Annotated in this window: 16 protein-coding genes; 4 read left to right on the forward strand and 12 right to left on the reverse strand. The window is 36.7% G+C overall.

What is annotated here, in order from left to right:
- Window positions 1-75: 75 nt before the first annotated feature.
- Window positions 76-519: an Lrp/AsnC family transcriptional regulator gene (locus KIV10_RS08765; RefSeq protein WP_214113132.1), complete on the reverse strand. Its 444-nt coding sequence runs from the start codon at window positions 517-519 to the stop codon at window positions 76-78.
- Window positions 520-620: 101 nt separating this feature from the next.
- On the opposite strand from KIV10_RS08765, the gene KIV10_RS08770 reads away from it, so the two are divergent.
- Window positions 621-1,034, forward strand: a complete 414-nt coding sequence (locus tag KIV10_RS08770) for a hypothetical protein (protein WP_246516238.1) — start codon at window positions 621-623, stop codon at window positions 1,032-1,034.
- A 123-nt stretch (window positions 1,035-1,157) separates the two neighbouring features.
- Here KIV10_RS08770 and KIV10_RS08775 read toward each other — a convergent pair whose 3' ends face one another.
- On the reverse strand, window positions 1,158-4,583 hold the full coding sequence (locus KIV10_RS08775) for a methylmalonyl-CoA mutase family protein (protein WP_214113133.1): 3,426 nt from the start codon (window positions 4,581-4,583) through the stop codon (window positions 1,158-1,160).
- 162 nt (window positions 4,584-4,745) lie between these two features.
- On the opposite strand from KIV10_RS08775, the gene KIV10_RS08780 reads away from it, so the two are divergent.
- The 3 genes from KIV10_RS08780 (at window position 4,746) to KIV10_RS08790 (ending at window position 6,775) form a co-directional block, all read left to right on the forward strand.
- Window positions 4,746-5,696, forward strand: coding sequence for a T9SS type A sorting domain-containing protein (locus KIV10_RS08780; RefSeq protein ID WP_214113134.1), 951 nt, complete (start codon window positions 4,746-4,748; stop codon window positions 5,694-5,696).
- 81 nt (window positions 5,697-5,777) lie between these two features.
- Window positions 5,778-6,491, forward strand: a complete 714-nt coding sequence (locus KIV10_RS08785) for a DUF4197 domain-containing protein (protein ID WP_214113135.1) — start codon at window positions 5,778-5,780, stop codon at window positions 6,489-6,491.
- Between the two features lie 101 nt (window positions 6,492-6,592).
- Window positions 6,593-6,775: a Lacal_2735 family protein gene (locus KIV10_RS08790; protein ID WP_214113136.1), complete on the forward strand. Its 183-nt coding sequence runs from the start codon at window positions 6,593-6,595 to the stop codon at window positions 6,773-6,775.
- Between the two features lie 2 nt (window positions 6,776-6,777).
- Here the strand turns inward: KIV10_RS08790 and KIV10_RS08795 are convergent, their stop codons facing one another.
- From KIV10_RS08795 to KIV10_RS08840, 10 genes are all read right to left on the reverse strand, one after another.
- Complete coding sequence (locus tag KIV10_RS08795; protein ID WP_214113137.1) at window positions 6,778-7,554, reverse strand: ABC transporter substrate-binding protein; 777 nt, start codon at window positions 7,552-7,554, stop codon at window positions 6,778-6,780.
- A complete protein-coding gene (gene pyrF / locus KIV10_RS08800) occupies window positions 7,544-8,362 on the reverse strand; it encodes an orotidine-5'-phosphate decarboxylase (protein WP_214113138.1) in 819 nt (272 codons plus the stop codon). The genes KIV10_RS08795 and pyrF overlap by 11 nt, the downstream gene beginning before the upstream one ends.
- A 19-nt stretch (window positions 8,363-8,381) precedes the next feature.
- The gene (gene prfA / locus KIV10_RS08805) at window positions 8,382-9,458 is read right to left on the reverse strand and encodes a peptide chain release factor 1 (RefSeq protein ID WP_214113139.1); all 1,077 of its coding nucleotides are present in this window, start codon (window positions 9,456-9,458) and stop codon (window positions 8,382-8,384) included.
- Between the two features lie 72 nt (window positions 9,459-9,530).
- On the reverse strand, window positions 9,531-10,709 hold the full coding sequence (locus KIV10_RS08810) for an AIR synthase related protein (protein WP_214113221.1): 1,179 nt from the start codon (window positions 10,707-10,709) through the stop codon (window positions 9,531-9,533).
- Between the two features lie 77 nt (window positions 10,710-10,786).
- On the reverse strand, window positions 10,787-12,283 hold the full coding sequence (locus tag KIV10_RS08815) for a carboxypeptidase-like regulatory domain-containing protein (protein WP_214113140.1): 1,497 nt from the start codon (window positions 12,281-12,283) through the stop codon (window positions 10,787-10,789).
- The gene (locus tag KIV10_RS08820; RefSeq protein ID WP_214113141.1) at window positions 12,283-13,707 is read right to left on the reverse strand and encodes a CsgG/HfaB family protein; all 1,425 of its coding nucleotides are present in this window, start codon (window positions 13,705-13,707) and stop codon (window positions 12,283-12,285) included. Before KIV10_RS08820 ends, KIV10_RS08815 begins: the two co-directional genes overlap by 1 nt.
- Before the next feature lie 4 nt (window positions 13,708-13,711).
- Complete coding sequence (locus KIV10_RS08825; protein ID WP_214113142.1) at window positions 13,712-14,113, reverse strand: curli production assembly/transport component CsgF; 402 nt, start codon at window positions 14,111-14,113, stop codon at window positions 13,712-13,714.
- An 8-nt stretch (window positions 14,114-14,121) separates the two neighbouring features.
- Window positions 14,122-14,913 carry a CsgE family curli-type amyloid fiber assembly protein gene (locus KIV10_RS08830; protein ID WP_214113143.1) on the reverse strand — a complete coding sequence of 264 codons (792 nt, stop codon included), beginning with the start codon at window positions 14,911-14,913 and terminating at the stop codon, window positions 14,122-14,124.
- An 8-nt stretch (window positions 14,914-14,921) separates the two neighbouring features.
- Window positions 14,922-15,527 carry a curlin repeat-containing protein gene (locus tag KIV10_RS08835; RefSeq protein WP_214113144.1) on the reverse strand — a complete coding sequence of 202 codons (606 nt, stop codon included), beginning with the start codon at window positions 15,525-15,527 and terminating at the stop codon, window positions 14,922-14,924.
- Window positions 15,528-15,638: 111 nt separating this feature from the next.
- On the reverse strand, window positions 15,639-16,994 hold the full coding sequence (locus KIV10_RS08840; RefSeq protein WP_214113145.1) for a hypothetical protein: 1,356 nt from the start codon (window positions 16,992-16,994) through the stop codon (window positions 15,639-15,641).
- Window positions 16,995-17,053 lie beyond the last annotated feature (59 nt).

A 17,053-nucleotide genomic window follows, 5' to 3' on the forward strand; every position in this document is an offset into this window, starting at 1 on the left:
CAAAGATAATTTCTGAAAGAGTCGAAAATTCACAAGAACTTCTCAATTGTAAAATTTTTAACAGCGGTGAAACATTTATTTAAGCGGTTTCAACTCTTTATTCTTTACTACTTGCGATAGGACAATTTGCGTTTTGGTTTCTCCGAAAACAATCAATTGATCAATAAAACTTTCCAAATGTTTTTGATTTTTTAAAACAACTTCCATTACAATATTTTCGTTACCGGTTATTCTATAACAATTCAAAACTTCATCGTATGTTTTTACAATCTCCAAAAAAGGTTTCAATTTTCCCATAAAGGCACGTAATGTAATTATCGCCTTGAATTGATAACCCGCTTCATAGGGAGAAACGAGTGTTACATAGCCTTCAATAACACCTGAATCCTCCATTTTTTTGATGCGCTCAGATACGGCCGGGGAACTTACCCCAACCTGCCTGCCAATTTCTGTATTTGCTTGTCTTGCATTTTTCTGAAGTGCTTTAAGTATTTTCCAATTCAAAATATCTATTGCCATATTTTAAAATTTTAAATCAAAAATACATAAATATTAAAGCAAAAATTATATTCTGCTTTAATAATGAAATTTAGTTGTACTGTCTTGTGATTAAATTTGGAATGCTTAAGAAAAGAAATATGCTGCCACATTTGGGCAATTCTATGAATCATTCTGCCATTTATAAAAAGGCCCTTGAAATCTTTGCCCTAACACGACAAATATCTTTTTATTTGACTCCGGATGTTTCGCATCTTCAAAAAAACGGAACCGAAGATCCCAATATATATTTTACCGGAGATATTGTTCAGCAATCAGTTTCGTTGGGACCACAAATATTAAAAGCAGAGCGTCAATATTTTTCCGAAGAGAAACATAAATATGCAGCCTCGGTAATGCGGTTGTCCAATCTGCTATACAAAAACTGTGAAAGGCTCGAACAAATAAACAGCAATGGAAAAGATTTTCTGCCTTTATTGCGTTCCGAGATAAAAAAATTCCGAAAGTTACAGCGCAATTGGCTTCTTACATTGTAAATTTCAGTAAGAATATTTATTTGGTTTTCGTTTCGTGATTTTAAAAGGTAATGGTAAAATATACGTGAGCATACCACCATTTTGCCAAAGAATTTAAATGAGATTCTTCCTATAAAATTTAATTTACATATTCCTTCTATACTGCCCGCCTACTTCAAACAAAGCTTCGGTAATTTGCCCAAGGGAACAAACCTTTGTGGCCTCCATTAGCTGTTCAAAAATATTTTGGTTGTGTACGGCAGCATCTTTTACTTTATCCAGAGCTTTTTTAGCATTTTGTTTATATACTTTATGAAGATTTTTTAAGGTTTCAATTTGAGCCATTTTTTCATCTTCAGTAGCTCTAATTACTTCCGCCGGTAAAACCGTTGGCGAGCCTTTACTGCTCAAAAATGTATTCACACCAATGATTGGGAAATCGCCATTGTGCTTCAAAGTTTCATAGTATAAACTTTCCTCTTGGATTTTTGAACGTTGGTACATTGTCTCCATAGCACCAAGCACACCACCACGTTCCGTAATACTATCAAATTCCTTTAATACAGCCTCTTCAACAAGATCGGTCAATTCTTCAATAATGAAGGAACCTTGTATAGGATTTTCATTTTTGGCCAATCCCAATTCCTTATTAATTATCAATTGAATCGCCATGGCGCGCCTTACACTTTCTTCGGTTGGTGTCGTGATGGCCTCATCGTAAGCATTGGTATGCAATGAGTTACAATTATCATAAATAGCATACAATGCTTGAAGCGTAGTTCTTATGTCATTAAAATCAATCTCTTGCGCGTGGAGTGATCGACCGGAGGTTTGAATATGATATTTCAACATCTGCGCCCTGCTATTGGCACCATATTTCTCCTTTAATGCCTTTGACCAAATTTTTCTGGCAACGCGGCCAATCACGGAATATTCCGGATCAATACCATTGCTAAAGAAAAAGGAAAGATTTGGACCAAATTCATTTATGTCCATCCCACGACTCAAATAATATTCTACATACGTGAAGCCGTTTGATAAGGTAAACGCTAATTGCGTTATTGGGTTCGCTCCAGCTTCCGCAATGTGATAGCCAGAAATGGATACGGAATAAAAATTTCGGACCTTTTTTTCAATGAAATATTCTTGTACATCACCCATTAACCGCAAGGCGAATTCAGTTGAAAATATACAGGTATTTTGCGCTTGATCTTCCTTTAAAATATCTGCCTGCACCGTGCCTCTTACTTGTTGCAAAGTTTCAAATTTAATTTTATTGTAGACTTCAGCTGGCAAAACTTGATCGCCCGTAACACCTAACAACATAAGCCCCAGACCATTATTGGATTCAGGCATAGCGCCATTGTATTTCGGTCTCTCAATCCCTTTTTTCTTATATATTTCTGAAATTTTATTTTCAATTTCATCAACCAAATTATTTTCAGAAATATATTTTTCACAATTTTGATCGATAGCCGCATTCATAAAAAAGCCGAGAAGCATAGGCGCGGGACCGTTTATAGTCATACTCACAGAGGTCATCGCGTGACTTAAATCAAAACCTGAATATAATTTTTTCGCATCATCCAGACAGCAAATAGAAACTCCCGCATTCCCGATTTTACCATAAATATCCGGCCGTAAATCTGGATCATTTCCATAAAGCGTTACACTGTCAAACGCTGTGGAAAGCCTCTTTGCCGGCAGGCCCATACTCACATAATGAAATCTGCGATTGGTACGCTCCGGCCCACCTTCTCCGGCAAACATACGAGCCGGATCCTCATTAGTCCTTTTGAAGGGATATAACCCAGCCGTATAGGGAAATTCACCCGGCACATTTTCCTGTAATACCCAGCGGAGCACATCGCCCCACGCTTTGTATTTGGGAAGTGCAACCTTAGGGATTTGGGTATGCGAAAGTGATTCGGTGTGTGTGTCAATATTAATTTCCTTATCGCGAACCTTAAATGTATACACAGGAGCTTTATATTTCTCAACCTTTTCATTCCAATTGATAATAATCTCCCAATTATAAGGATTTAAATTCAGCTTTTCCCTATCAAATTCAGCCAAAAGCAATTTCAGCAATGGTTGGTTTTTTTCTGAAGAATTTAATTTTTCTGAATCAATGCCAGATTTATCCAATATTGGCCTTTTACCTGAAATGGATTCAATGGTTTTGAAGATTCCATATAGCTTCTGAGCAACTTCAGCTTGCTCAGCAACTTTAGTATCGTAATTTCTATTATTTTCAGCAATTTCTGAAAGATAGCGCGTGCGTGAAGGCGGGATTACAAAGACTTTTTCATCCATTTCCTCAGAAATTTTGAAATTGCTTTTTAATTCAGAATTCGTTTTGGTAACTATTTCGGACATGATCGCCTTGTATAGTCTATTCATTCCAGGATCATTGAACTGCGAAGCAATAGTACCGTAAACTGGCAGATTTTCTTGGGGGGTGTCCCACAATTGATGGTTGCGAACGTACTGTTTTTTTACATCCCTTAAGGCATCCAAAGATCCACGTTTATCGAATTTATTGATGGCAACCAGATCGGCGAAATCCAGCATATCGATTTTCTCCAATTGTGTTGCGGCACCAAATTCCGGAGTCATTACATATAGCGATACATCACTGTGTTCCAGTATTTCCGTATCGCTCTGTCCAATGCCAGAAGTTTCCAATATAATAAGATCATATTTTGCGGCTTTCAAAATTTCAATTGCTTCCGAAACATATTTTGAAAGCGCCAAGTTGCTTTGCCGGGTCGCTAAGCTCCTCATATATACCCTTGGTGAATTTATAGCATTCATACGAATTCTATCACCCAAAAGTGCACCGCCCGTTTTTCTTTTTGAAGGATCGACTGAAATTATACCCAATGTTTTTTCGGGAAAATCAATTAAAAATCTGCGCACTATTTCATCCACCAAGGATGATTTTCCAGCACCCCCTGTTCCTGTAATTCCAAGAACGGGTATCGAGGAATTTTTATTTATGGTATGAATTTTTTTTAGAAATGGATCTGCTACCTCCGGAAAGTTTTCAGCAGCTGAAATCATGCGCGCCACAGCACCATTGACCTTATTATCAAGCTTATCAATTTCACCATTTAGAGTTTCACCTATTGCGAAATCTGATTGCTCCACCAAATCATTGATCATACCCTGAAGCCCCATTTCACGGCCGTCATCAGGTGCGTAAATCCTGGTAATCCCATAATCCATCAATTCTTTAATTTCAGTGGGAAGTATAACACCGCCTCCCCCACCAAAAATCTTGATATGTTCCGCCCCTTTCTCCTTCAGCAAATCATACATATACTTAAAGTATTCCGTATGGCCTCCTTGATAAGATGTTAAAGCGATAGCATTGGCATCCTCTTGTATAGCAGTATTTACAACCTCCTCCACACTCCTGTCATGGCCCAGATGGATAACTTCCACACCCGTTGATTGTATAATCCGGCGCATTATATTAATAGCGGCATCGTGACCATCAAAAAGTGAAGCGGCCGTTACTATTCTTACTTTGTTTTTTGGTTTATAGGGAGTTATATTCTGCATGAATAAATTTAATTTTAAATGGTTAGCAAATTTAATGAAAACTTACTGAAAACAGCATGTTATTGGCGTTGAGACAATTTAAATTTTTCAAAATATGCTTGTTTGTTTTTCATAATTTTGTATATTGCGTCATCAATATTAAACAATTTAAAACTTAACATTATGAAAAAAATTTACTTATTGGCATTTGCTTTAGGGGCATTTGCTTTTTCATCTAATGCCCAAATCATTAATGATGACTTAGAAAGTTATTCATTAGGGCCTGTTCATGAAGATCATTGGTCTAGTTGGAGCGGAGATGCCGGAGCAGAGGATCTAATTATCCAAACAGCTTTCGCCAATTCTGGTACACAATCCGGGGTTATAGGACCTGGAGATGTGCCTAACGGTGGTCCTCAAGATGCATTATTGTTATTAGGAAATAGAACTTCGGGTACCTACTATTTAAGATTTCAAATGTATATTCCTGCAGGGAAATCTGGATATTTCAATTTCCAAGGAACTACAACTGCTAATGGTGGTGCCGGAACTAGTACAACTACTGGTAATCAAGGAATATTCAACTCTCCAAATTTAGTATTTAATAATGCCCAAAGCGCTAGTGGTGCACCTGGACTTGGTGGTGCTTATGGAAATATTGATGATGCAGATCCTATTTACACTTGGACTTACCCTGAAGATCAATGGTTCCCAGTTGATATAACATTTAATGTTGATGCTGGTTTATGGACAATGACTGTCGCTGGTGATGAAATTCCATCACAACTATTTGATGATGAGAATGTTTTGGGAGGAATTGATTTCTTTGCTATTGACCCAAATAACGAATATTATATTGATGATGTTCTTTTTGATGATGAAGTATTAGGAACTAACGATTTCTCAGCGGACGCTTTCAGTGTATATCCAAACCCTGTTAAAGACATTTTGAACATCAGCTCAAAAGCTGCTGTTGACTCTGTAGTTGTTTATGATATTCTTGGAAAACAAGTTCTTTCTGCACAGCCAAATGCTATTTCACCTAAAGTGGATATGAGCGGCTTAACTTCAGGAGCTTACCTTGTGAATGTTACTATCGGTAACGCTTCAAAAACAGTAAAAGTTATCAAATAATTTTTATATATAATAATTTACTTAGCCTCTTCATTTTGAAGGGGCTTTTTTTATCTTTGGTTTACACATTTCAATTCTATTATGTTTCTTAAAAAGATTTTTTTCACCGCTATAGCAATCGCTACTATATCTTGTTCCGAACTTCAACAGGTAGTGAACACACTCCCAAACCAGTCAGGAATCGGCTTAGACCAAAATACAATCGCTAGGGGACTAAAACAGGCATTGAATCTAGGGATTGACAAACAGGTTACAAAGCTTACTGAAACTGACGGGTTTTATAAAAATCAGTTAGTAAAAATTCTTTTGCCTGCTGAATTGCAGGAAGTGGACAACACCCTGAGAAGTATCGGTCTTTCAAGCTTAGCTGACGAGGGATTAAAAGCTCTTAACCGAGCCGCTGAAAATGCCGTAAAAGAATCCACGCCAATTTTTGTTAATGCCGTTCGGGAAATAACATTCACCGATGCAAAAAATATTCTTCTTGGTCCAGATAATGCAGCCACAAATTATTTGGAACAAAGAACTACCCAACAACTTTACAATAAATTCAATCCTGAAATAAAAAAGTCATTTTCGAAAGTTGGTGCGGACCAGATTTGGTCAAATATTATAACCAGATACAATGCGGTGCCATTTGTTAATAAAGTAAATCCTGATCTTACAGATTACGTAACCAAGCAGGCATTAGATGGGGTGTTTAAGATGATCAGCGTTGAGGAAAATAACATCCGTTCAAATATTAATGCTAGGACAACCACCCTTTTGCGCCAAGTTTTTGCCCTCCAGGACTAAACATCCCACATTTTGAAATCTTTAAAATACAATTAACCAACTGTTAATACAGCTTTTAATACAATAAATATAATTTTGCTTCAATAAATAAATGGATAGCAATGGGAAATTGGTTCAAAAATAAAAGCAAACTTGAACAGCTCAAAGAGCGTTACACGCAGTTGATGAAAAAATCATACAATCTGTCCCTCAACCATCCAGAGAAAAGTGAAAAAGTTCATAAAGAGGCAGATAGGATTTTTCGAGAAATAAAAATGTTATCCTTTAACTCTTCGGAAGGATAATTTTAAGCGTGTAATTGCTTAAAATAATTGAAAGCATCTAGCAACCTAGACCCATACCAACTAAAGTATTCTCCATTCACCAATTTCACATTTACATTTAAGTTTTTTTGAAATATTTGAACATCTTCTTCCTTAAATGGATATGGTTCAGTTGATAAAAAAATAATATCTGCTGTTTGAAAATTATCTTCCGAGATTTCTGGATACCTTGTATCAAACCGTTTTCCTAGATTCTCAAAATTATTTAATTCCAAAATGGTATTAATGAAAGTTCCATCTCCTACACACATATATGGATTCTTCCAAATAAGATAAAAAACTTTTAATGAAGGTCTATTTTTGATAAAGTCGTAAAATTCATCACGTTTTTGAATCAAATTTGATACTAGTTTCTTGGCATTATCTGACACATCGAAAATTTCACCCAGTTTCAAAATCATATCAAAACTATCTTCTATTGAAATTATATCGCTTACCCAAACCGTTGCTATTTCCTCAAGCTCAGCAACCATTTCCGCGGTATTTTCCTCTTTGTTGCAAATTATAATATCTGGATTTAATTCTTCGATTTTATCAATATGGACTGATTTTGTTCCGCCTACTACAACCGCACTCTCCCGAAGATTTTTAGGATGTACGCAGAATTTAGTAATACCCACAATACGATCACGTAGCCCCAAATCAACTAATAGTTCGGTTTGCGAAGGCACCAATGATACTATTCTAGCGGGTGTGTTTTTAAGAGAAACAGTTCTTTGAAGTTGGTCTTTAAAGTCCATTGATTATTTCCTCCATTTGCATTTGCATAGAAGAAGCCTCCTGAGTAGCCTTTTCAGCAAAATCATCTTTATTTGAAGCATAGATAATTCCACGGGAAGAATTTATCAATAAACCAATGTCTGCAGTAATACCGTATTTACAAACATCTGCCAAACTACCGCCTTGAGCCCCAACGCCCGGTACCAGTAAAAAACTCTCGGGAATAATGTCACGGATATCCCGCAAATATTCGGCTTTTGTGGCGCCAACCACATACATTAAATTCCGGCTATTGACCCAAGTTTTGGATACTTGCAATACATTTTTGTAAGTTTCCAATCCATCCATTTTTTTTGTTTGAAAATCAAAAGCGCCTTCATTGCTGGTCAATGCCAATAAAATAGTATGCTTATTTTCAAATTTCAAAAAAGGTTCAACCGAATCCTTACCCATATAGGGTGCAACCGTAACAGAATCAAAACCCAAATCTTCAAAAAATGCTTTGGCATACATGGACGAAGTATTGCCAATATCGCCGCGCTTGGCATCTGCAATAGTAAAGATTTCTGGAAAATTTGTGTTTAAATAATCAATAGTTTTCTGAAGCGCTTCCCAACCTTTTAAACCATAAGCTTCGTAAAATGCAGTATTCGGTTTATAGGCCACCGCAAAGCGATGTGTGGCATCAATAATAGCTTTATTGAATGCAAAAATAGGATCCTCTTCTTCCAACAAATGCGCTGGAATCTTTTCCATATCCACATCCAACCCAACACACAGAAATGATTTTTTTCTTTTTATTTCTGAAATGAGTTGCGTTATTTCCATAATTTAAATTTGGATATTTTTAGAAGGTCTCGCCCGTTTCTTTAAGCTTTTCAGTATTGCTCACCAATTGAAGTTCATCAATAATTTCCTGCACATCACCATTCATGATATTGCCAAGATTGTAAAGCGTAAGATTTATACGGTGATCGGTTACCCGGCCTTGCGGATAATTGTAGGTTCTAATCTTTGCGCTTCGGTCGCCACTCGTAACCATGGATCCACGCTTGAGTGCATCCTCAGCTTGTTTTTTCGCAAGTTCCATATCATACAATCGGGAACGTAGCACCCTAAATGCCTTTTCCTTGTTTTTATGTTGGGATTTTTGATCTTGGCACTGCGCAACAATCCCGGTAGGAACGTGAGTCAACCGCACTGCGGAGTATGTAGTATTTACAGATTGTCCCCCTGGACCAGAAGAGCAGAAAAAGTCAATCCGCACATCTTTCGGGTTAATCTCAATATCAAATTCCTCAGCTTCCGGAAAAACCATTACCGTTGCGGCACTGGTATGAACCCTTCCTTGGGTTTCAGTTTGGGGAACACGTTGAACACGGTGAACGCCAGCTTCAAATTTCAACGTTCCATAAACGTCCTCGCCTTCTATTTCTAACTGTACCTCCTTAAAACCGCCGCTGGTTCCTTCATTAAAATCAATCACATTGGTTCTCCAGCCTTTTCCTTCGCAATATTTTGTGTACATTCTAAACAAATCTCCCGCAAAAATACTGGCCTCATCACCGCCGGTCCCGGCACGTATTTCCATAACTGCATTTTTCGCATCTTCGGGATCCTTTGGCACCAATAAGAATTTAATTTCTTCTTCCAATTGCGGAAGCCTGGTTTTTGCTTCCTCCAACTGAAGTTTTGCCATATCCACCATTTCGGCATCGCTGCCATCCGCAATTATTTCTTCGGCCTCTTTAATATTATCGTTCAATGCAATATATTCACTGCGCTTATCCATCAATACCCGCAGATCCTTATATTCCTTATTCAACTCAATGTAGCGCTTTTGGTCGCTAATAATATCGGGCTGAATGATAAGATCACTTACCTCGTCAAAACGTTGCTTTATTATTTGGAGTCTGTCTAGCATATTGATTTTATAATGGGTGCAAATTTACAATTTTTTAACCGAAAAAAATCTGCCAAATCCAGTGTCAAAATTTCAATAATTGAATTCGCCAAACTCACTTTTTATGGTAAGCCTTTTTTCATCTGAAGCTTCAACCCTTCCGATAATTTTCGCATCTATATTGAAAGATTTTGAAATGGCAATAATATTCCCTGCAATTTCTGAAGGTATATAGAGCTCCATTCTATGCCCCATATTAAATACTTGATACATCTCCTTCCATTCGGTCTTGCTCTCCTGCTGAATCAATTTAAAAAGTGGAGGCACTTCAAATAAATTATCTTTTATTATATGAAGATTTTCAATGAAATGAAGAATTTTGGTCTGCGCGCCGCCACTGCAGTGCACCATTCCGTGAATATCCTTATTGGAATATTCCTGAAGGATTGCTTTTATAATAGGAGCATACGTTCGCGTAGGTGAAAGCACCAATTTACCGGCATCCAGCGGACTGTTCTCTACAAAATCCGTCAACTTTTTTGAACCGGAATAAACCAAATCCTTCGGCACGGCAGCATCAAAACTTTCAGGGTATTTTTCTGCCAAATAAGAATTGAAAACATCATGCCGTGCAGACGTCAAACCATTGCTGCCCATTCCACCATTATATTCCTTCTCATAGGTAGCCTGGCCAAAGGATGCCAGACCAACAATCACATCACCAGATTTAATATTCTTATTGTCAATAACATCCACTCTTTTCATCCGTGCGGTCACCGTGGAATCTACAATGATGGTGCGAACCAAATCGCCAACGTCCGCCGTTTCGCCACCAGTTGAAAATATATTAATTCCAAATTTTCCCAGATCCGAAATCAATTCCTCGGTCCCGTTGATTATAGCTGAAATAACTTCGCCAGGAATCAAATTTTTATTCCTTCCTATTGTTGAGGAAAGCATAATGGAATCTACTGCGCCAACGCAAAGCAAATCATCAATATTCATTATTAAGGCGTCTTGGGCAATGCCTTTCCAAACTGAAATATCTCCAGTCTCCTTCCAGTACATATAGGCAAGTGATGATTTGGTGCCGGCTCCATCGGCGTGCATTATCACGCAATAATCGCTATCTCCGGATAGATAATCTGGAACTATCTTACAAAAAGCTTGGGGAAAAAGGCCTTTATCCACATTTTTTATGGCATTGTGCACATCTTCCTTCCCGGCAGAAACACCGCGCTGCGCATATCTTTTTGAAATTTCCTGGCTCATATCTTCGTGTTGATTGGCAAAAGTACGCATTAAAAAAAAGCCCACAAAGGTGGGCTTTTCAGTTTGTTGATATTTGGTTATTCCCAGTCTGGGTTGAAGGCATTTTCAAAAAGTAATTCCCTGCTGTCATCATCTTCAATAACAATTTTAAAAACGTTTCGCTGGGAAATACCATCATTTGAAGTATTTGTAAAAATTATTTCTGCCTCATTAGGCGAAAACCTAGGTTCAAGATCATTGGTTCCACCCGGTTTTTGATATGAAACCTCATTTTCTACTCCGCTTGTAAATTCGTAAATGAAGAGTCGGGAATCAAATCTTCGGTAAGCTCCAGATGCGTCCTCAAATCCTGAAACATCTCGTGCATACATAATTCTTTGGTTTGTTGCTGATAAGTTTAATCCGCTAGCCGCACCTGCCACTCCAGTTAAAATAGTCTGGAGCAGAGTTCCACTCATATCAATCGTAAAAATTTCTACATTATACCCATTAATATCATTCGTTTTTAATGCGATCATATTATTGTTCTGGCTTACACTTACTTCAGATATCAGTGACCCATCAGTAGTTTCATAAATCTGCGTCAACCCTTGTCCATTGGTGTTGATGCTGTAGAGACGATTGAAGTTTGGGAAATAAATTTTGTCACTATTTGCGGGCCAGGAAAAACCTATTTCACTTAAATTGAAACCATTGGGCCGAACGCTGGAAGTGATTTTAGTTTTTTCCGTTCCGTCACGGTTCATGGTAAAAATATCAATTTGGGAGCCCGAGGTCTGGAAATACGCAATCTTTCCAGCCGCCACATTTCTGCGAGGTCTAAAACTATTGGTATTGCTATCTGTAAGCTGAAATTCATCCCCATCCTCGTTTGCAGAAAAGATAACATTATTCCCATTTATATTTCGAACAAAGAGAAATCTATTTTCTGTTGGGGAACTCGTTACTTCGAAAGCGCTCACGGCACTTCCCACAGGATCGTTGATGTTATCGGTAGCTATAATTTGCCAAAAATATTTTGTCCCAATAGTTAAAGGCGATACCGTAAAAGTTGTATCCGTTATATTCTCAAAACGTTGAATTTCGTTATTGTTTCCATTTCTTAATTCTAGGGTGTAGCTAAGAACATCATCATCGGGATCACTGGAGGACCAAATAAAATTTGCCTCTATATTTTCAAGGATTTCATTATCCTCCGGCGAAATTAATATGGGCGTACTTGGTGGACGGTTGTTTGCGGTTGAAATATCTAACTCAAACACAACATTTGAGGTATTGCCAATGGTTATAGTAGTACCCTCAAAGGCAGTTTGGAAATCATCTAATTCTGCTTGGACGGAATACTCTCCAGCAGCAATTTGATCAATAGCAAATTTTCCTTGGTCATTCGTAAATACAGTAGTAGATGATGGAGTAGTAGTAATTTTTACATTTGCCAATGGTGTATTATTTCCAGAACTTACAACGGTTCCGACTAGTGAGCCTGTGCCAGTCTCATCTATACCATCTTCTGAACAGGATTGAAGAGCATAAATAAAAAAACACGAAAGTATAATTCTTATAACGTTATTCATCATTCAAGAGTTTTTGTGCCAGTATCAAGTATCTTCACGGTTGAACTACGACCAAAATAATAATTTAAACCTATACCAAAATTATAATAAAAATCATCACGCTTTCCATTTACCGCTAGATCTAACTCATCACTAAATGTGAAATTATTTTCAGCAAATGCTTTTATTCCTACTCTGCTAGAAACTAAAAAAAGCAAACCAGCACCAACCTGTAATTTAAATACAGGGTTTATTTTTCGTATAGCATTCTGTCTCTCATCAAGATCAAACAAATATCCTACACCTCCATATACGTACGGAGTAAATTTTTCATATGGTAATATAAATATATCAGCATTTAAGGAAGCTTCAACAAAATCTTTGGAATAAGTATTACCACCTTCTAAAGTTAGATGATTAGCCTTGAGTGATAAATCTAAATTACTGGTGATTTTTCTTGAATAACCCAAACCATAACTCAATCCCAATCGCTTCTTCGAATAATCTCCATTTAAAAGCGGAGCACTACCCATAGCAGAAAATACGTTTTGAAAATCTTTCGGAGTTTGTTCTCTATCATATAAAAGTGTCGCCTCTTCTAATTTTTTTTCTTTTTGATATACTTCTATTAAAGCTTTATTTGTTTGCTCACCATCTTTAGTACTCCATAACTTATCTTCAATACCCTCAATAATTAATGCTTCAACTGATTTTTCTATAGCATCTTTCATTGCCAATTGTACAGGTTCATTCTTAGTGAATCCTGTTTCAACCTCCAGAAGCCTTTGAAAATTTACATATCTAAATAAACTTGCATTAACTGCCTGGGATAGAATAGTCTTTGAAACATAAACTGTTTTAAGTATTTTCCCATTAGATGTAGATACAGCCCTTAAATAAACCGTTATTCTATCTTCTCTATATTGTGTGGATCCGCCAACGCCGAAATATCTAGCACCCAATCCACCAGTTACAATATTTGAATCATATGAGATAATGCCCCCTTCTAATAGAACTCCTGCATACAGTAAAGGCGGTAAATTTGGTTCGTTCGGATTATTATTCTTCCTGTATTCTTCGCGCGTAGTTCGAATAATATTTCGCTCGTTTAAAAGATTGCCTAAGTTTTCGCGCTCTATAGGTGTAAACCACTTGGAATCTTCTAAGGCTTTTACAAGCATAGTTGTGGCACCCTGTGAAACGGCCGTACTGAAAGTACTCCCATTTTCCACGCTTTTGTACTGACCAGTTTGATCCTTGAAGTTGTAGACACCAACTACAACTGGCTCAATTGGCAAAGGAAACTCTTGAAGTACAGTGCTTTTTGGAGTCAATTCACCAATTCTGGCGTTTTGTTGTTGAATAGGTTGATTAAAATAGGTTCCACAACTATTTAAGTTAAATCCTAATAAGAGAAGTAAAAAAATCCGTCTAAAAAAAAGCATTAAATTAAGGATTTGGGACAATAATTTGTGTTTCTTCACCCGTTGAAGTATCTAAAATATTTATGACTAAGCCATCTCCAGATTCAAATACCTCTAAAGATAACGAGCCAAAATTAAATGTTCCCGGTTCAAGCCCCCCCTCAAGTTGTGAACCCAAAAGTGAACGGGATATTTGACTCAGCAATTGCCTATTTAGGCTTTCCGCAAATTGATCAATAGTAGACCTATTGTTATTGCTAGCAGCATCGGGATCTTTAAAAGAATTCTGGGCATTAGCAGCGTTTAGCAACCATTGATGATTGAAAGTTTCGCCACCAAAAGCGGGATTTATCGCTTTGTATACCAATTGCTGCCCAAAGCTTGCAATTGAAATGAAAAAAACAAAAAAAGTAAATATAGCTTTCATGATAAAATTTAATATTGGCGAACTATATCTTTTTGTTTTTTCTGTCTTTGAAAATACTCATATACTTTTCTAATTGAAAAATCTGACATAGATTTTAAATATTCATTATTTGGTCTTGCGAAAAATTCAAAAATAGATTTATCATCTATCAGAATTTCAATTTTGGTATTTGTGCCCAAGGCTAAAACTTCCTTTATTACAATAATTTTTTCACCATTGATATTATTTAGACTATATGATGAATAGAACATATTGTAAAAATCCCTTCCCGGTTTGGTCTTGGTATCTTCTACAACAATACCACGCAAAATAATTCCATCTTTATTTTTATTATCAACATCATCAGAGTTATCTACCTCAGCTATGTTTTCCTTTTCGGGTATAGCCTCTATGAAAACCTCTCCGTTTTTAAAGACTATTCGATCCTTACCTTTTATATTGTCATCCAAATCATATATCAAAAGTAAAACAGTAACTTTATCAGGGTCATCCGCATTAATAATAGTCGTGGCCAATTGTAGTTTTTCTAAAGGCTCAATAACAATCCTCCCACCTTGACTATCTTTCGTTATATTCTCATTTAAATTTCCACTATCCCTAAAGACGGATAATTCAAATCTTAAACTTTCACTAATTTCAGATTTATTGAGAGCAGTTCCCGTAATTTGAATAAATTCAATATTGTTTTCAACGTCAATCTTCGCTTCAATCTCCTTATTGTAAAATTGCGCAATGGAGTCAAAGGAAAAAAGTAACACAAAAATAGTTAAAACAAAATTATGTTTAATTTGACGAACCATTTAATTCGTTAATTATAACTTCTTATAATCATTGATTTGGACTCACCTTGCATTGAGATTTTCAATCTTTCTGAAATAGAATTCCCTCCAAACCATTCAATATTTTGATTATTTCCATTTTGTAGAATTTGAGTGGCCTGATAATTAACCCGAAACGGATTTACATGAAAGTAACGGTTACTATTTCCGTTTTGAACAATGGTTTCTTCAATCCGTTCTCCCGAAACATTCAAAAAAACTTCGTTGTTCACCCCGTTTTGTGCTATATTAATATCACTCGAGTTGGTTTGTGTATTTACAATAGCCTGATTATTTGTTCCAATTTGATTTATAAAAACACTATTATTCGCCTCACCCGAAATAGAATTTCTTTGAACATTCTGTGAGTTTTGTTCGGCCAAAAATTTTATTTCGGCAGACTTGTTTTCAAAACTTTCAAATTCGGCGTTAGCATCTCCATTTTTATAGGTTTGACCAACCATATTGAGACAAATAAAAAATAGAACAATGCTAAAAAAGATTTTATTTTTCATAATTCTAAATTTTATAGGAAATATAAGCATTTTAGATGGAAATGATTTAGCGGAATGATAAAATACTTCCATTGATTTCAAATTTGAAAATTATTTTTTCAAAATTATAATATTTATAAAAAAGGAGGGAAAAATCTTTCCCTCCTTGAACTTGCATTTTCAAAATATTTGGAATGATTAACTCTGAAAAAATTAGTTTGACTGATTAACTGTTATAGAGTTACCAGTACCATTCTGTGTATTCTGGCTCCAATGAGAAGTCCCGGTCTGGTTTGTAATGGCTGAGTTATTACCCCCAGTTTGGATATCCCAAGCTTGATGACTGTTTCCGTTCTGAGTAATCAAGCTCGAATTGGCAGATCCGTTTTGTAAAGAATTTGCGTAATTATTTCCACCAGTTTGGTTCTGATCAACAAAATTGTCAGTTCCTGTTTGTGATGAAATCGCCTCGTTACTGTTACCTTCTTGATACTGTACTGCTTCGTTAAGATCACCTAGCTGAGATGCGGTAGCATCGTTGTTATCACCTATCTGGTCTTGGTCAATAACATTTTGGGTTCCACCAACACCACCTTGTGTAGCCGTTGCAGTATTTCCGTCACCATCCTGATATTGGTCTACATCATTTGCTGTACCAATTAATCCAGATTGTGTAGCGGTTGCAGTATTGCCATTTCCATCTTGTTCTTGATAGATATCGTTAAACATTCCGACTACACCACTTTGGTTTGCTGAGGCAGTATTGCCGTTTCCATCTTGTATTTGCTCAATGTAGTTAACACCAAAACCACCAGCTAAGCCAATGTTTTGATTTGCTGTTGCAGTGTTGTTATCTCCAATTTGCGTCTGATAAATTTCATTGGAAGAATTTTCTTGACTAGCAGTGGCGCTGTTACCGTCTCCATCTTGTATTTGCTCAACAATTCCACCATAAGATTCGTATAAAGGAAATCCCAAAAAACTTCCTGTAGTTCCTTGAGTAGAAGTGGCAGTGTTATTATGTCCATCTTGCTCTTGATACAAAGTATTATCATCTCCAACCTGTGCACCCACAGCCGTATTTCCAGCAGAACCATCGGGAGCACTGTCTTGATATTGGTCAGAAATGTTTCCATTTCCGTTTTGCACCATTGAGGCATCGTTGTTGTCATACTGTTGTCTTTGATAAGCATCGTTGTCATCTCCATCTTGATCAATAGAAGAAACGTTATCTTGCGCTTGGCCATTAGTCGATGTCAAACCTCCCACTTCTACCTTGGCAATGTTATCATCACCATCTTGCATAACAGTACTAGTATTGTTATCACCATTTTGCCATACATAAGAGTCATTACGCTCTCCGTCCTGATCAACCGTAGCTTCATTACTTACACCACTAATTGCACTCACATTTCCAGCTTGGTGAACTTTAGAATTGTTCTCCAAACCTTGTTGATCTACAGTTGCAACGTTTGTTGTACCGCTTTGATCCACTTGACTCGTGTTGTCTTGAGCAAAAACAACCGCTCCAATCATTAGCGCTGCTGCGCTTAACACTACTTTTTTCATAAAAATAAATTAAAGATTAATATTTGGTTAAAAACTATATTTGGTTAAAATATTCATAC

The organism is Aequorivita echinoideorum (genome assembly GCF_018476645.1).
In the GTDB taxonomy this organism is placed as follows: domain Bacteria; phylum Bacteroidota; class Bacteroidia; order Flavobacteriales; family Flavobacteriaceae; genus Aequorivita; species Aequorivita echinoideorum.

Excerpts from the sequence above, each read along its gene's own strand:
- KIV10_RS08765 (WP_214113132.1), bottom strand. The coding sequence starts at position 519 with ATGGCAATAGATATTTTGAATTGGAAAATACTTAAAGCACTTCAGAAA.
- KIV10_RS08770 (WP_246516238.1), top strand. The coding sequence starts at position 621 with ATGCTTAAGAAAAGAAATATGCTGCCACATTTGGGCAATTCTATGAAT.
- KIV10_RS08775 (WP_214113133.1), bottom strand. The coding sequence starts at position 4,583 with ATGCAGAATATAACTCCCTATAAACCAAAAAACAAAGTAAGAATAGTA.
- KIV10_RS08780 (WP_214113134.1), top strand. The coding sequence starts at position 4,746 with ATGAAAAAAATTTACTTATTGGCATTTGCTTTAGGGGCATTTGCTTTT.
- KIV10_RS08785 (WP_214113135.1), top strand. The coding sequence starts at position 5,778 with ATGTTTCTTAAAAAGATTTTTTTCACCGCTATAGCAATCGCTACTATA.
- KIV10_RS08790 (WP_214113136.1), top strand. The coding sequence starts at position 6,593 with ATGGGAAATTGGTTCAAAAATAAAAGCAAACTTGAACAGCTCAAAGAG.
- KIV10_RS08795 (WP_214113137.1), bottom strand. The coding sequence starts at position 7,554 with ATGGACTTTAAAGACCAACTTCAAAGAACTGTTTCTCTTAAAAACACA.
- pyrF (WP_214113138.1), bottom strand. The coding sequence starts at position 8,362 with ATGGAAATAACGCAACTCATTTCAGAAATAAAAAGAAAAAAATCATTT.
- prfA (WP_214113139.1), bottom strand. The coding sequence starts at position 9,458 with ATGCTAGACAGACTCCAAATAATAAAGCAACGTTTTGACGAGGTAAGT.
- KIV10_RS08810 (WP_214113221.1), bottom strand. The coding sequence starts at position 10,709 with ATGAGCCAGGAAATTTCAAAAAGATATGCGCAGCGCGGTGTTTCTGCC.
- KIV10_RS08815 (WP_214113140.1), bottom strand. The coding sequence starts at position 12,283 with ATGAATAACGTTATAAGAATTATACTTTCGTGTTTTTTTATTTATGCT.
- KIV10_RS08820 (WP_214113141.1), bottom strand. The coding sequence starts at position 13,707 with ATGCTTTTTTTTAGACGGATTTTTTTACTTCTCTTATTAGGATTTAAC.
- KIV10_RS08825 (WP_214113142.1), bottom strand. The coding sequence starts at position 14,113 with ATGAAAGCTATATTTACTTTTTTTGTTTTTTTCATTTCAATTGCAAGC.
- KIV10_RS08830 (WP_214113143.1), bottom strand. The coding sequence starts at position 14,913 with ATGGTTCGTCAAATTAAACATAATTTTGTTTTAACTATTTTTGTGTTA.
- KIV10_RS08840 (WP_214113145.1), bottom strand. The coding sequence starts at position 16,994 with ATGAAAAAAGTAGTGTTAAGCGCAGCAGCGCTAATGATTGGAGCGGTT.